Here is a 13,566-nt window from a genome sequence, read left to right as displayed (position 1 = left end):
ACGCCGGGAAAGCCACTTTCCAGGCAACGCCGCTGCCGCCGCGCACCCCGCCCCGGGCGCGCCGGGGTTGGGCAGGAAAGCCACTTTCCGGCCCTGTGAGGGCAGGAAAGTGGCTTTCCTGCCCTCACAGGGCGCGAGTGCAGCGGCGGCTCAGTGCAGCGGCGGCTCGATGCGGCCGGGTCGGGCGTGTGCCCGTCAGCTGAAGGCGGCGCGCAAGCGTTCGACCGCGGCGGGTGGAGCGGTCTCGGGGGTGCCGGCGTCGAACGGCGGCTGCGGTGCGTACTCCAGCGCCAGCTGGATCAGCTCGGCGGTCTCGGTGCCCCAGAGGGTGGCGGCGAGGGTGAGGGCCATGTCGATCCCGGCAGAGACACCGGCCGCGGTGATCACGTCGCCGTCGATGACGACCCGCTCGTCGACGACGGTGGCGCCGTCGGCGGCGAGGGTGTCGCGCACCGCCCAGTGCGAGGTGGCGCGCCGTCCCGCGAGCACGCCGGCCTTCCCGAGCAGCGTCGATCCCGAGCACACCGAGGTCGTCCAGGTCGCCGACGGGTGGGCCGCGGCCAGCCAGTCGATCATGGTGGTGTCGGTGAGCGCGTCGCGCCACCGCGAGCTGCCGGGCACGACGATCACGTCGGCGCCGGGCAGTTCGGCGAAGGTGGTGTCGGCGTGCAGGGTGAGTCCGTTGTCGCAGCGCACCGGGCCGGTCGAGGCCGCGACGAAGTGCCGCCGGACCGTCGGGTGGCCGAGCACCTCGTAGGGGCCGACCAGGTCGAGCGCGGTCATGTTCGGGTAGAGCACGTAGGCGATGTCCACTGGTGTCCGTTCAGCTTGCGGTGGTTGCGAATCGTTCCCGGTAGGCGCTCGGGGGCACGTTGAGCTCGCGGATGAACGCGCGGCGCATCGTCTCGGCCGTGCCGAAGCCGCAGCGGCGGGCGACGACGTCGATGCCGTCGCGGCCGCTCTCCAACCGGATCCTGGCGGCCTCGACCCGTGCCCGTTCGACGTAGCGGCCGGGGCTCGTGCCCAGCTCGCGCCGGAACAGGCGGCTGACGTGCCGCGGGCTGACGGAGAGGCGTTGCGCGATGGCCGGCACGGAGAAGTCCGCCGCCGGGTCGGCGGCGATCTCGGAGACGAGCTTGCGCAGCGCGTCGTCGCTGCAGGCGCCGGCCTCGGTCCAGGTGCTGAACTGGGACTGCCCGCCGGGGCGCTGCAGGAACACGACGAGCCAGCGGGCGACGGTCCGGGCGAGCGTCGCGCCGTGGTCGTGCTCGACCATCGCGAGCGCGAGGTCGACACCGGCGGTCACGCCGGCGGCGGTGACGATGCGGCCGTCGCGGACGAAGATCGCGTCGGGTTCGACGTCGATGCGCGGGTGCTTAGTGCGCAACGCCTCGCAGAACGCCCAGTGCGTGGTGGCGCGGTGCCCGTCGAACAGCCCCGCGGTGGCCAGCACGAACGCACCCGTGCAGACCGACGAGACCCGGGTGGCGCGGGCGGAGAGCCGCCGGATCTGCGCGATCAGCGGCGGTTCGGTGGCCGCGGCGGAGAACCCCCAGCCGCCGGCGATGACGAGGGTGTCGACGTCGTGGATCTCGGTGATGGGTGCGGCGACGCCGAGGCGGGCGCCGGCGCCCGAGACGACGTCGTTCCCGTCGAGGGACGTGAGCCGCACCCGGTAGCCGCTGCCACCGAGGATGCGGCGGGCGGCGTCGAACACCTCCATGGGTCCGGCGACGTCGAGCAGCTGGACGCCGTCGTAGACCACGATCACGACCTCGTGCACACCACCAAGCATCCTGCGCCGCCCGAGGGGTCCGCAATGACACGGACCCCTCGGATCGGGACCGACAGGTCCTACGGCCGCAGCGCCGGATCGCTCGACTGGAACAGGTTCGCACTGGTCACGTAGTCCATCGCGGCGGTCCACCTCGGTTCGGCGAAGCGCGCGATCATCTCGGCCTCGGTGACGTTCTCGACGCGGGTCTGGATCCACCACAGGTTGCCGAACGGGTCGCGGACGCGGCCGACGCGGTCGCCGAAGGCGAGGTGGGTGACCTCGGTGACCGACGTCCCGCCCTCCTCGACCGCGCCGCGGTGGGTGGCGTCGGCGTCCTCGACGTAGAGCCTGAGGAACGCGGGGGTGGCCGGCCAGTCCGGGCGGGAGTCGAAGAGCATCACCATGGCGTCGCCGATCCGGACCTCGGCGTGGCCGATGAACCCGTCTTCGCCGACGACCCGGCCGATCTCGACACCGCCGAACGCGCGGGTCAGGTAGTCGATCATGCCGTTGGTGTCGGGGCCGATGATCCACGGCGTGATCGCGGTGTATCCCTCGGGGATGGGCTTCACGATGTCCATGGGTGAACCGTAGAAACGGTATAGGACAGATTACGACCTAATACCGTGGCAGTATTTCCGGCATGACCGACACCCCCGGCCGGCTGCTCTCCCTGCTGTCGTTGCTGCAGATGCCGAGGGAATGGCCGGGCAGCGAGCTGGCGCGGCGGCTGGAGGTCAGCCCGCGCACGATCCGCCGCGACGTCGACCGGCTGCGCGACCTCGGCTACCCCGTCGAGGCGAGCCGGGGATCGATCGGTGGGTACCGGCTCGTCGCCGGCGCCGCGATGCCGCCGCTGCTGCTCGACGACGACGAGGCGGTCGCGATCGTCGTCGGCCTGCGCACCGCGGCCGGGCAGGCCGTCGCCGGGATCGACGAGGCCTCGATGCGTGCGCTCGCGAAGCTGGAGCAGGTGCTGCCCTCGCGGCTGCGCTACCGGGTGGGAGCGCTGGGCGCCGCGACCACGACGATGCCGATCGAGGGCCCAGCCGTCGAGCCCGAGGTGCTCTCGGCGCTCGCGGCGGCGATCACGAACCGGGAGCGGGCGCGGTTCCGCTACAGCACCCATGAGGGCGCGCAGGCGGCCCGGCACGTCGAGCCGTACCGACTGGTCACGGCCGGCCGTCGCTGGTACCTGGTCGCGTTCGACCTCGACCGCGACGCCTGGCGCAGCTTCCGCGCCGACCGGATCACCGACGCGCGCGGCACCGGCGCCCGCACCACCCCACGCGAGCTGCCGGGCCAGCACGACGGGGACGCCGCCGCCTACCTGCAGACGAGCATGTACACCAGCGCCCCCACCTACAGCGCCGACGTCACCGTGCACGCACCCGCCGCGACCGTCGTCGGCCGGCTCGGTGACACCCCGCAGGACGTCGTCGCGATCGACGACACCAGCTGCCGGGTCCACCGCCACACCGACACGCTGCCGTGGATCGGGTCGAAGCTCGTTGCGCTGGGCTGCGACTTCGAGGTGCACGGCCCGCCGGAGGTTGTGGAGCACCTCCGGCTGCTCATCCGACGTCTGCAGGCGGGCGTGCGATGAGTTCTCTCCGCCCGGCAGGTCCTTCATTGCATGACCACTGATGTGCCGACCGTCGTCGAGTGGACCGAGCAGCCCTACGTGGCCGTGTCGGGACGCGTGACGATGCAAACGTTCGGGAAGATCGCCGACCGGTTCGGCGAGGTGTTCGGCTTCCTCGCCGCCCGTCGGATCGCCCCGTCCGGGCCACCGTTCTTCCGCTACCGCGTGATCGACATGGAACACGAGCTGGAGGTGGAGGCCGGCGTGCCCGTCGCCGTACCCGTCACGGGCGAGGGGGACGTGGTCGTCGACGTGCTCCCGCCCGGCCGGTACGTGACCCTGACCCACACCGGCCACCCCGACGAGCTCGTCGACCGCACCGGGCAGCTCCTGGCGTGGGCGTCGGAGCAGGGCCTCGAGCTGGACGTGCACCCCGGCGACCGCGGCGACGAGTGGGGCAGCCGGCTCGAGGTCCTGCTCACCGACCCCGCCGAGGAACCCGACATGCACCGCTGGCAGACCGAGCTGGCGATGAAGCTGGCCTGACCCCCAAGTTCCCCACCGTTTTGGGTGGATGCGCGCCGAAAACGCGCGCAAGTGCCCAAAACGGTGGGGAACTCCGGCCCTGCCGCCGGCAACTTCCCCACCGTTTTGCCAACCTGCACGCCCTGCAGGCTGTGAGGGTTGGCAAAACGGTGGGGAACTTCGGTTCGGTGGGCCCCAGCGGGATCCAGGTGAGGGCACTAATGTGCCTCCATCCGGTCCCGTGAGCTGGGAGTTGCCCGTGCCCGACATGACCAAGCCCGCCGCCGATCCGAGCGCCCCGCACCGGCTGCCCGTCCGCACCTTGATCGCGGCGTCGGTCGGGAACGCGATCGAGTGGTACGACTGGACGATCTACGCGACGTTCAGCATCTACTTCGCGACGCAGATCTTCCCGTCGGGCGACCCGACACTCGCGCTGATCAACACCCTCGCCGCGTACGCGGTGTCGTTCTTCTTCCGCCCGCTGGGCGGCTGGCTGCTCGGCCGGTTCGCCGACCTGCGCGGCCGCCGCACGGCGATGCTGCTGACGATCGTGCTGATGGCCGGCGGGTCGTTGGCGATCGCGATCCTGCCGACGTTCGACGCGGTGGGCTGGCTCGCGCCGGTCCTGCTGCTGCTGGCCCGCATCGCGCAGGGCATGTCGCTCGGCGGAGAAGTGTCGAACGCGTCGGCGTACCTGGGGGAGATCGGGCCGCCCGACCGCCGCGGCCGCTACTCGGCGTTCTTCTACATCTCGACGGGCACCGCGGTGCTGATCGCGTCGGTGCTGGGCTGGGCGCTGGCGCGGACGTTGACCGCGGAACAGCTCGCCGCCTACGGCTGGCGGATCCCGTTCGTCCTCGGCGCGGTGCTGGGGCTGGTCGGGCTGTGGTTGCGGCGGGCGATGCCGGAGACCGAGCAGTTCGAGGAGAACAAGGTCAAGGCGCAGGCGCTCAAGCACCCCCTGCTGACGACGCTGCGCGACCACCCGAAGGCCGTCGGGCAGCTCATCGGGTTCACCCTGCTCTCCACGCTCTGCTACTACACGTTCTTCTCCGCGCTGACCCCGTTCGCGACGAAGTCGCGCGGCGCCGACGCCGGCGAGGTGTTCCTCGCCCTGTCGATCGCGACGGCGCTGTTCATCGCGCTGCAGTACCCGATGGGTGCGCTGTCGGACCGGTTCGGGCGCAAGCCGCAGCTGCTGGTGTGGTCGGCGGCCACGGCGGTGCTGATCGTGCCGCTCTCGACGCTGATCGGGCCGGGCCTCGGCAACATGCTCGTGGTGTTCTGCGTCGGGCTCACGCTCTACACCGCCATGACGTCGATCGCGCCGGCGATCATGAGCGAGCTGTTCCCGACGGAGCTGCGCGGGCTCGGCATCGGCGCTTGGTACAACCTCACCGTCGCGACGTTCGGCGGGACCGCGCCGCTGGTCGTCACAGCGCTGTCGGCGGCGGGTTACGCGACGGCGTTCTTCTGGTACGTCGCGGTCGGTGCGGCGATCGCGTTCCTGGTGATCCTCACCCTGCCGGAGACGAAGGGCACGGTCCTGCGCTGACGGTGTTGCTGAGATCGGCGGCCTTCAGACCAGCGGGCTGGTAGCCAGCACGCGGACGGCTTCGGCAACGGCGGCGCGGCGGGCGACGCGCACGGCGGTCTCGATCGGCCGCAGCGCCTCGCGCCGCGCCGTCGCGGCCGAGGCGGAGAGCGCCCCACCGGGCTCGTCGACCGACGCCGCGGCCAGGATGGCCTCGACCTCGTCGGCGTGCTGCAGCACCCGCAACGACTGCCCGGGCATCCCCGCAGGCCACAGCGACGCCGGCCGAGCACGCAACGCGGCGGCGATCTCCTCGCGAACCCCGGGACGGTGTCGGGCGACACCGAGCGACGTCAACACCGACGCCGACTGGCGGACCTGGTCGCGCAGCTCCCGCTCGGCCTGGTTGAGCGCGACGAACTCCGGTACGGGGCCCGGGTCGGGCACGGGGTAGACGGTCCAGCGCAGCACGCCGTCGGCGATGGTCGCCGGCACGATCCCCAGCCCGGCCTCGACGAACAGCACCCCCTGCCCCGCGGTGGTGGCCTCGCGGCTGAACATGCCCGGGCCGGGCAGCCCGCGGACGTCCCCGGGCGCCGGCAGCACGAGCCGGCCGGGGCCGCGTGGTTCGGCCCTGCGCAGCGCCGCGAGGAGGAACGTCAGCGACGACACCGGCTCGCCCGGCGGCGACAGGTTCGTCATCGCCGCGGTGGCCGCGTCGGCCGCCTGGACGTCGTGCGCCTCCGCCCACGGGGCGAGCGCATCGAGCACGTCATCGGGTGCCGCGGCGCCGGCCAACCAGGCCGACGTCCACACGGCGAAGGTCGCTGAGGGGCAGGGCACCCGATCAGGCTAGCCACGGAAGTGGGCTACAGCACGCCTTCCGTGCGGGTGAACACGAACACGTTCTGTCATCGCAGGTAGCGGGCCGTGCCGCTGCGGGACGGCGTGTCGGTGCTCTGTCCCGCGCGGCCCGCCGGGTACAACAAGCGCCATGGCGACCCACGACTACCGCGGTGTCTTCGGGGCCGACGGCACCCGGCGGGTGACCCGCACCGCGGTCCCCGAGGTGCCGGCCGAGGCGGACCTGGTGGTCGAGGACCCGGCGAGCGGGTTCTGCGGCGCGGTCGTCGCGGTCGACATCCGCGAGGTCACGCTGGAGGACCGGCACGGCGCCCGGCGGGTGTTCCCGCTGCGCCCCGCTGCGTTCCTCGTCGAAGGCCGCACCGCGACGCTCGTCGTGCCCAAGCGGGCCGCGGCGGCACCGGCGCGGTCGGCGTCGGGCTCGGTGAAGGTGCAGGGCCACACCGCACGCACTGCGCGGGCGGCGCGGATCTGGGTGGAGGGCCTGCACGACGCCACGCTGATCGAGCAGGTGTGGGGCCACGACCTGCGCGTCGAAGGTGTCGTCGTCGAGCCGATGCACGGCATGGACGACCTCACCGCCGCGGTCGCCGAGTTCGAGCCCGGTCCGCAACGCCGGCTGGGGGTGCTGGTCGACCACCTGGTCGTCGGCTCGAAGGAGAGCCGCGCCGCGCGCAGCGTCGAGGGGCCGCACGTGCTCGTCACCGGCCACCCCTACGTCGACGTGTGGCAGGCCGTGAAGCCATCCGTCGTGGGCATCCGGGCGTGGCCGGAGATCCCACGCGGGATCGACTGGAAGACCGGCGTGTGCGCGGCGCTGCGCTGGGGTGAGCCGGCCGACGGCGCCCGCCGCGTGCTCGGCGCCGTCCGCGACTTCCGCGACCTGGAAACACCCCTCATCGGCGCGGTGGAACGCCTCATCGACTTCGTCACCGCATAACGCCCGCGCCCCAGCTCCCGGGGGTTGCCTGGAAAGCCACTTTCCCGTCCCCACGCGCCTGGAAAGTGGCTTTCCAGGCACAACGTGCGCGCCGCACACATTGCCGCGTTCCGCTACATCGCGGTTGTGTGACGAGCCGATCACGAGGCGCGTTGGTCTGGCAGGATCAGACATATGTGGCCCGCCATCATCTGGTTGATCGCGGGAATCGTCCTGCTGGTCGCCGAAGTCGCCTCGGGGGAGTTCGTCCTGCTGATGCTCGGCGGGGGCGCGCTCGCCGCGGCAGGCGTGTCGGCGCTGGTCGGCGGGCCGGTGGTCGGGGCCATCGTGTTCGTGGTCGTGTCGGTGCTGCTGGTGTTCGTGGTGCGCCCCGCGCTGCGCCGGAAACTGGACCGCGGCATCGACCACACCAGCACGAACAGCAGAGCGCTCGTCGGCCGGGATGCCGTTGTCGTCAAAGAGGTCGACGGTCACGGAGGCCGGGTGAAGATCGGCGGCGACATCTGGTCGGCGCGCACCTATGGCGACGTCGTGATCGCGGAGGGGCAACGGGTCACCGTTGCCGAGATCTCGGGTGCCACGGCCGTGGTCGTGCCCCAGGAATCGTGAGGGAGAGCTCGTGGACGGAAGCGTGGTGCTGCTGATCGTCGTCGTGCTGGTCGTGCTGCTGGTGGTGATCTCGCTGGTGAAAGCCGTGCAGATCATCCCGCAGGCGACAGCCGCGGTGATCGAGCGGCTTGGTCGCTTCAAGGGCACCGCCGATCCCGGGCTGGTGTTCCTTGTCCCGTTCATCGACAAGGTGCGTGAGCGGATCGACCTGCGCGAGCAGGTCGTGTCGTTCCCGCCGCAGCCGGTGATCACCCAGGACAACCTCACGGTGAACATCGACACCGTCGTCTACTACCAGGTCACCGACCCGAAGGCGGCGGTGTACGAGATCTCCGACTACATCGTCGGCGTCGAGCAGATCACCACGACGACCTTGCGCAACGTCGTCGGCGGGATGAGCCTCGAAGGCACGCTCACCTCCCGCGACGAGATCAACACCGTGCTGCGCGGCGAGCTGGACGAAGCCACCGGCCGGTGGGGCATCCGGGTCGCCCGGGTCGAGATCAAGGCGATCGACCCGCCCGCGTCGATCCAGGAGTCGATGGAACGGCAGATGAAGGCCGACCGCGAGAAGCGGGCGACGATCCTCACCGCGGAAGGGCAGCGGGAATCGGCCATCCGGTCCGCCGAAGGGCAGAAGCAGGCGCAGATCCTCACCGCGGAAGGCGCCAAGCAGGCCGCGATCCTCAACGCCGAGGCCGACCGGCAGTCCCGCATCCTGCGCGCGCAGGGTGACCGCGCCGCCCGCTACCTGCAGGCGCAGGGCCAGGCGAAGGCCATCGAGAAGGTGTTCGCCGCGATCAAGGCGGGCAAGCCGACCCCGGAGCTGCTGGCCTACCAGTACCTCCAGACCCTCCCGCAGATGGCGCAGGGCGAGGCCAACAAGGTGTGGCTGGTGCCGTCCGACTTCGGAAAGGCGCTCGAAGGTTTCACCCGCATGCTCGGCGCCCCCGGTGAAGACGGCGTGTTCCGGTTCCAGCCCTCACCCGACGACGGCGTGCAGTCCAAGCCCGAGGACGACGACGAGTCGATCAAGGACTGGTTCGACACGTCCACCAACCCGGAGATCGCACGGGTCGTCGCCGATGCGGAGGCCGAGGCCCGCAAGGACGTCCCGCCGCCGATGAGCTCACCGGCCCCGCCACCCGCCGGGCCGCCGCCGCTGCCGCCCGCGGGCCGCGCACCCGGCCTGCCGTCAGCGCCGGCGCACGACCCGGAGAGCGCCACCCCCACCCCGCCGCGCGGCATCCCGCAGACACCGAGCGGCCACGAGGGCGGCGGCGGGCCGCGCCCCGGCTACCCGACCCCACCCCAGCAGTAGCAGGTGAGTCGTCACTTTCAGCACGGTGAGTTGCGCGTTTCGGTGCGCCCGGCGCGTACTGGGACGTGCGACTCACCGCTCTAGAGGTGACGACTCACCGCTCTAGAGGTGACGACTCACCGTGCCAGAAGTGACGACTCACCGTGCCGAAGGTGTCGACTCACCGTGCCGAAGGTGTCGACTCACCGTGCTAGAAGTGTCGACTCACCTGCTGGGCTAGAGCGTGAAGCCGTAGGGCAGTTCCAGGCGGTGGCGGCGGAGCAGGTCGGGGTCGCGCAGCAGCTCGCGGGTGGGGCCGTCGGCGACGACCACGCCGTCGTCGAGGACGATGCTGCGCGGGCACAGCTGCAGCGCGTAGGGCAGGTCGTGGGTGACCATCAGCATCGTCGCGTCGAGCCTGCCCAGCACGTCGGCGAGCTCGCGGCGGGCGACCGGGTCGAGGTTGGACGAGGGCTCGTCGAGCACGAGGATCTCCGGCTCGCACGCGAGCACGGTGGCCAGCGCCACCCGCCGCCGCTGCCCGCCCGAGAGGTGCAGGGGCGACCGGTCGCGGTGCCCCGTCATGTCGACGGCGGCGAGCGCGGCGTCGACCCTCGCGGCCAGCTGGTCGGTGGGCACGCCGAAGTTCGCCGGTCCGAACGCGACGTCCTCGGCGACGGTGGGCATGAAGAGCTGGTCGTCGGGGTCCTGGAAGACGATCCCGACCCGTCGGCGGATCTCGTGCAGGTGCGGAGCACCCACCGGTAGGCCGGCGACCCGGACGCTGCCCTGTGCCGCGGTGAGGATGCCGTTGAGGTGCAGCACGAGGGTGGTCTTCCCGGCGCCGTTGGGGCCGAGCAACGCGACCCGCTCGCCGCGCTCCACCCGCAGCCCCACCCCGCGGAGGGCGGGATGCCCGTCCGGGTACGCGAACGTCAGCCCGTCGACCTCCAGCGACGGCGGCGCCTGCCCGAGACGTTCACGGGCGCGCACCTCGGCCGGTTTCACGTCAGTACCCACCCGGTGACGGCCAGTGCGACCCCGGCGGCGACGGGGGACAGGCCCACCAGCCACTGCGCCGCGCTGGTGCGTCCGGGTTGCAGCTGCGGCATCCGGCCCGTCCAGCCGCGCGACAGCATCGCGAGGTGCACCCGTTCGCCGCGCTCGTAGGAGCGCAGGAACAGCGCCCCGACCCCGCGGGCGGTCGCACCCACCTGCCACAGGAACCGTGGGTCGTGTCCCCGTGAGATCCGCGCGACGCGCATCCGGCCGGCCTCGGCGACGATCACGTCGACGTAGCGCAGCATCAGGGTCGCGATCGTCACGACCAGCGTCGGCGCGTGCAGCCGGGCCATGCCGTGCAGCAGCTCCCGCATCGGCGTGGTCGCGGCCAGCGTCAACGACGTCAGCACCCCGAGTGTGCCCTTGACGAGGATGTTCCACGCCCCCAGCAGGCCGGGCTCGGACAGCGTCACGCCCAGCCACACGACCGTCGGCGCCTCACCGGTGAACGGCAGCAGCACGGCGAGCACCACGAACGGCAGCTCGATCACCGCCCGCCGCGCGATCCAGCCCGGCGGGATCCCCGCCGCCACCCACACCGCGCCCAGCAGCAGGAGGAACCCGCCGAACACGGGGAACGCCTCCCGCGGGGTGGCGACCACGCAGACGACGAGCAGCACCGCCGCGACGATCTTCACCTCGGCCGGCATCCGGTGCACCGGTGAGGTGCCCGGCAGGTGCAGCGGGTGGGCGTGCCCGGCGCCCACTAGCTGCCCATCAGTTGCGCGACCCGCGGCGGCGCAGCAGCCAGAACAGGCCACCTGCCACGAGCACCGTCACCACGACCCCGGCGACCCCGGCCACGCCGGTGGTGCCCTCGGCGCCGCCGATGGAGTAGTCGGCGAGAGGGCTGCCGGCGACGATGTGGTCGCCGGTGTTCTGCGCGATGCAGGAGCCGTTGAGCTGCTCGCCGGTCTCGACCTCGACCACCTGGCAGCCGTGCAGCGTCACCGTGTCCAGGCCGTCGGGCGACGAGCTGGCGAAGTACGAGAGCCCGCCCGCGATGATCAGCGTGACCAGCAGGAACCCCACGTAGAACCGGGTGACGGTGCTGCTGTCGGTGCCTGCGTTGCTCATGACGGGTCCCTGGAGTCGAGTGCGGCCCTGGTAGGGCGCAGGAGGTGGACGAGGTCGGGCCGGACGGACGCAACCGCACCGACGGTGGCCGCGGTGATCAGCCCCTCGCCCAACCCGATCAGCGCGTGCAGCCCGACCATCAGCGCGAACACCGTGCCGAGCGCGGCACCGCCGGAGCCGCCGAGCGCGTACTCGACGACGAACGCGAGCGACGCGACGACCGTGTTGACGAAGGCGGCGACGAAGGCGGTGGCGAGGAGGCCGCCGCGGCTGCGCCGGGCCAGGCCGCGCATCGCGACCGCGACCGCGTAGCCGGTGAACACCCCGACGAGCGCCATGTTGGTGATGTTCGTGCCGAGCGCGGTGAGCCCGCCGTCGGCGAACAGCAGCGCCTGCACGACCAGGACGATCGTGATGCACAGCGACCCCACCCACGGGCCGACGAGGATCGCCACCAGCGCACCGCCGAGCAGGTGGCCGCTGGCGCCGGGCAGGATCGGGAAGTTGATCATCTGGACGGCGAAGACGAACGCCGTGACGAGCCCCGCCATCGGTGCGGTGCGGTCGTCGAGGTCGCGGCGGGCGCGGGTGACGGCGAACCCGAGGCCGATCACGGCGACCACCGCGAAGGCCAGCGCGGTCGGGATGTTCACCAGCCCGTCGCTCATGTGCATGGCCACGACCACGCCGACCACCTCCTCAGATGTGCTCGCCACAGGCTAGACGCGCCGTTACTGCAGTCGCAAAACATGTGCGACTAACGGAGGGGTTACCCGCCGAAGCCGATGGCCACGTATTTCGTCTCGAGGAACTCCTCGATGCCGACGCTGCCGCCTTCGCGGCCCAGGCCCGATTCCTTGATGCCGCCGAACGGCGCAGCGGGGTTGGACACGAGGCCGGTGTTGAGCCCGATCATGCCCGCCTCCAGCCGCTCCGACACGCGCAGCGCACGTGTGATGTTCTCCGTGAACAGGTAGCTGACCAGCCCGAACTCGGTGTCGTTCGCGGCGGCGACGCCCTGGTCCTCCTCGTCGAACACGGTGATGGCCGCGACCGGGCCGAAGATCTCCTCGTGGGTGAGGCGCGCCCCCAGCGGCACGTCGGTGAGGACGGTAGGGCGGTAGAAGTAGCCGGGACCGTCGACGGGGTCGGCGCCGACCTTCACCGTGGCGCCCTTGTCGACGGCGTCGCGGACGAGCTCCACCACCTTGTCCCGGCCCTTGGCGTCGACGAGCGGCCCGACCTGCACACCGTCGTCGGTGCCGCGCCCGACCACGAGCGCACCCATCCGCTCGGCGATCTTCGCGGCGAACGCGTCGGCGATCCCGCGCTGCACCAGGAACCGGTTGGCCGCGGTGCACGCCTCGCCCATGTTGCGCATCTTCGCGAGCATCGCGCCTTCGACGGCCTTGTCCAGGTCGGCGTCGTCGAACACCAGGAACGGCGCGTTGCCGCCCAGCTCCATCGACGTGCGCAGCACCTTCTCCGACGCCTGCTCGAGCAGCTTCTTCCCGACCGCCGTCGAGCCGGTGAACGACAGCTTCCGGGCCCGCCCGTCGCGGATCAGCGGCTCCATCACCCCGCCCGCGTCGGCGGTGGTGACGATGTTCAGCACACCCTTGGGCAGCCCGACCTCGTCGAGGATCGCCGCGAGCGCGTGCATCGACAGCGGGGTCTGCTGCGCGGGCTTCACGACCATCGCGCAGCCGGCCGCGATCGCCGGGCCGATCTTGCGGGTGCCCATCGCCATCGGGAAGTTCCACGGCGTGATGAGCAGGCACACCCCGACCGGTTGCTTCTGGACGAGGAACCGGCTCGCGCCGTTGGGCGCGACGGCGTACCCGCCGTCGATCCGCACGGCCTCCTCGGCGAACCAGCGGAAGAACTCCGCCGCGTAGGTGATCTCGCCTTTCGACTCGGCGATCGGTTTGCCCATCTCCAGCGTCATCAGCAGGGCGAGGTCGTCGATCCGCGCCATGATCGTCTCGTAGGCGCGGCGGAGGATCTCGCCGCGATCGCGCGGGGCCATCGCCGCGAACGCCGCCTGCGCCTCGACGGCCGCGGCGAGCGCGGCCATCCCGTCTTCAGGGCCGGCGTTAGATACCTCACAGAGGGTCTTACCGGTCGCCGGATCGTCGACGTTCAGCGTGGCGCCCGAGGCGGCCGCCCGCCACTCACCGCCGATGAACAGGCCGGTCGGGACGTCGTCGACGACACGGGCCTCGTCGACATGGCTGCTGGAGTTCGGCATGGCCCGATCCTCGCACTGCCGCCGCATCGGCGCAGCGGT

Annotated in this window: 15 protein-coding genes; 6 read left to right on the top strand and 9 right to left on the bottom strand. The window is 71.7% G+C overall.

The window, feature by feature from the left end; genetic code table 11:
• Positions 1–195: 195 nt before the first annotated feature.
• The 3 genes from LL648_RS21680 to LL648_RS21670 all read right to left on the bottom strand — a co-directional run bounded on the left by LL648_RS21680 (position 196) and on the right by LL648_RS21670 (position 2,358).
• Positions 196–813 carry a DJ-1/PfpI family protein gene (locus LL648_RS21680; protein ID WP_232664457.1) on the bottom strand — a complete coding sequence of 206 codons (618 nt, stop codon included), beginning with the start codon at positions 811–813 and terminating at the stop codon, positions 196–198.
• A gap of 10 nt (positions 814–823) precedes the next feature.
• Entirely contained in the window at positions 824–1,783 is a 960-nt protein-coding gene (locus tag LL648_RS21675) for a GlxA family transcriptional regulator (RefSeq protein ID WP_308190370.1), read from the bottom strand.
• Positions 1,784–1,854: 71 nt separating this feature from the next.
• Positions 1,855–2,358 (bottom strand): VOC family protein, encoded by a 504-nt coding sequence (locus tag LL648_RS21670; protein ID WP_232664455.1) that lies wholly within the window; start codon positions 2,356–2,358, stop codon positions 1,855–1,857.
• Positions 2,359–2,420: 62 nt separating this feature from the next.
• Between LL648_RS21670 and LL648_RS21665 the strand changes: the two genes are divergently transcribed.
• The 3 genes from LL648_RS21665 (at position 2,421) to LL648_RS21655 (ending at position 5,445) form a co-directional block, all read left to right on the top strand.
• Entirely contained in the window at positions 2,421–3,383 is a 963-nt protein-coding gene (locus tag LL648_RS21665) for a helix-turn-helix transcriptional regulator (RefSeq protein WP_232664454.1), read from the top strand.
• A 30-nt stretch (positions 3,384–3,413) separates the two neighbouring features.
• Entirely contained in the window at positions 3,414–3,908 is a 495-nt protein-coding gene (locus LL648_RS21660; protein WP_232664453.1) for a GyrI-like domain-containing protein, read from the top strand.
• A 247-nt stretch (positions 3,909–4,155) separates the two neighbouring features.
• Positions 4,156–5,445 (top strand): MFS transporter, encoded by a 1,290-nt coding sequence (locus tag LL648_RS21655; protein ID WP_232664606.1) that lies wholly within the window; start codon positions 4,156–4,158, stop codon positions 5,443–5,445.
• Positions 5,446–5,469: 24 nt separating this feature from the next.
• On the opposite strand, the gene LL648_RS21650 is transcribed toward LL648_RS21655, so the two are convergent.
• On the bottom strand, positions 5,470–6,267 hold the full coding sequence (locus LL648_RS21650; protein WP_232664452.1) for a hypothetical protein: 798 nt from the start codon (positions 6,265–6,267) through the stop codon (positions 5,470–5,472).
• Positions 6,268–6,418: 151 nt separating this feature from the next.
• Between LL648_RS21650 and LL648_RS21645 the strand changes: the two genes are divergently transcribed.
• The 3 genes from LL648_RS21645 to LL648_RS21635 all read left to right on the top strand — a co-directional run bounded on the left by LL648_RS21645 (position 6,419) and on the right by LL648_RS21635 (position 9,158).
• Positions 6,419–7,228, top strand: coding sequence for a DUF3097 domain-containing protein (locus LL648_RS21645; protein ID WP_232664451.1), 810 nt, complete (start codon positions 6,419–6,421; stop codon positions 7,226–7,228).
• 174 nt (positions 7,229–7,402) lie between these two features.
• A complete protein-coding gene (locus LL648_RS21640; protein WP_232664450.1) occupies positions 7,403–7,837 on the top strand; it encodes an NfeD family protein in 435 nt (144 codons plus the stop codon).
• A gap of 25 nt (positions 7,838–7,862) precedes the next feature.
• The gene (locus LL648_RS21635; protein ID WP_232664605.1) at positions 7,863–9,158 is read left to right on the top strand and encodes an SPFH domain-containing protein; all 1,296 of its coding nucleotides are present in this window, start codon (positions 7,863–7,865) and stop codon (positions 9,156–9,158) included.
• 216 nt (positions 9,159–9,374) lie between these two features.
• On the opposite strand, the gene LL648_RS21630 is transcribed toward LL648_RS21635, so the two are convergent.
• The 5 genes from LL648_RS21630 to LL648_RS21610 all read right to left on the bottom strand — a co-directional run bounded on the left by LL648_RS21630 (position 9,375) and on the right by LL648_RS21610 (position 13,527).
• Positions 9,375–10,130, bottom strand: a complete 756-nt coding sequence (locus LL648_RS21630) for an energy-coupling factor ABC transporter ATP-binding protein (protein ID WP_232664604.1) — start codon at positions 10,128–10,130, stop codon at positions 9,375–9,377.
• A gap of 11 nt (positions 10,131–10,141) precedes the next feature.
• Positions 10,142–10,906: a cobalt ECF transporter T component CbiQ gene (gene cbiQ / locus LL648_RS21625; RefSeq protein ID WP_232664449.1), complete on the bottom strand. Its 765-nt coding sequence runs from the start codon at positions 10,904–10,906 to the stop codon at positions 10,142–10,144.
• A 10-nt stretch (positions 10,907–10,916) separates the two neighbouring features.
• On the bottom strand, positions 10,917–11,276 hold the full coding sequence (locus LL648_RS21620; RefSeq protein WP_232664448.1) for a PDGLE domain-containing protein: 360 nt from the start codon (positions 11,274–11,276) through the stop codon (positions 10,917–10,919).
• On the bottom strand, positions 11,273–11,950 hold the full coding sequence (locus LL648_RS21615; RefSeq protein WP_232664603.1) for an energy-coupling factor ABC transporter permease: 678 nt from the start codon (positions 11,948–11,950) through the stop codon (positions 11,273–11,275). Before LL648_RS21615 ends, LL648_RS21620 begins: the two co-directional genes overlap by 4 nt.
• A 95-nt stretch (positions 11,951–12,045) precedes the next feature.
• Positions 12,046–13,527, bottom strand: coding sequence for an NAD-dependent succinate-semialdehyde dehydrogenase (locus LL648_RS21610; protein ID WP_232664447.1), 1,482 nt, complete (start codon positions 13,525–13,527; stop codon positions 12,046–12,048).
• Positions 13,528–13,566: the final 39 nt, after the last annotated feature.

Origin of the sequence: Pseudonocardia sp. TRM90224 (assembly GCF_021245725.1) — a bacterium.
GTDB lineage: Bacteria > Actinomycetota > Actinomycetes > Mycobacteriales > Pseudonocardiaceae > Pseudonocardia.
Note: the sequence above shows the minus strand (reverse complement) of the source record. Positions and strands in the feature narration are given on the sequence as shown.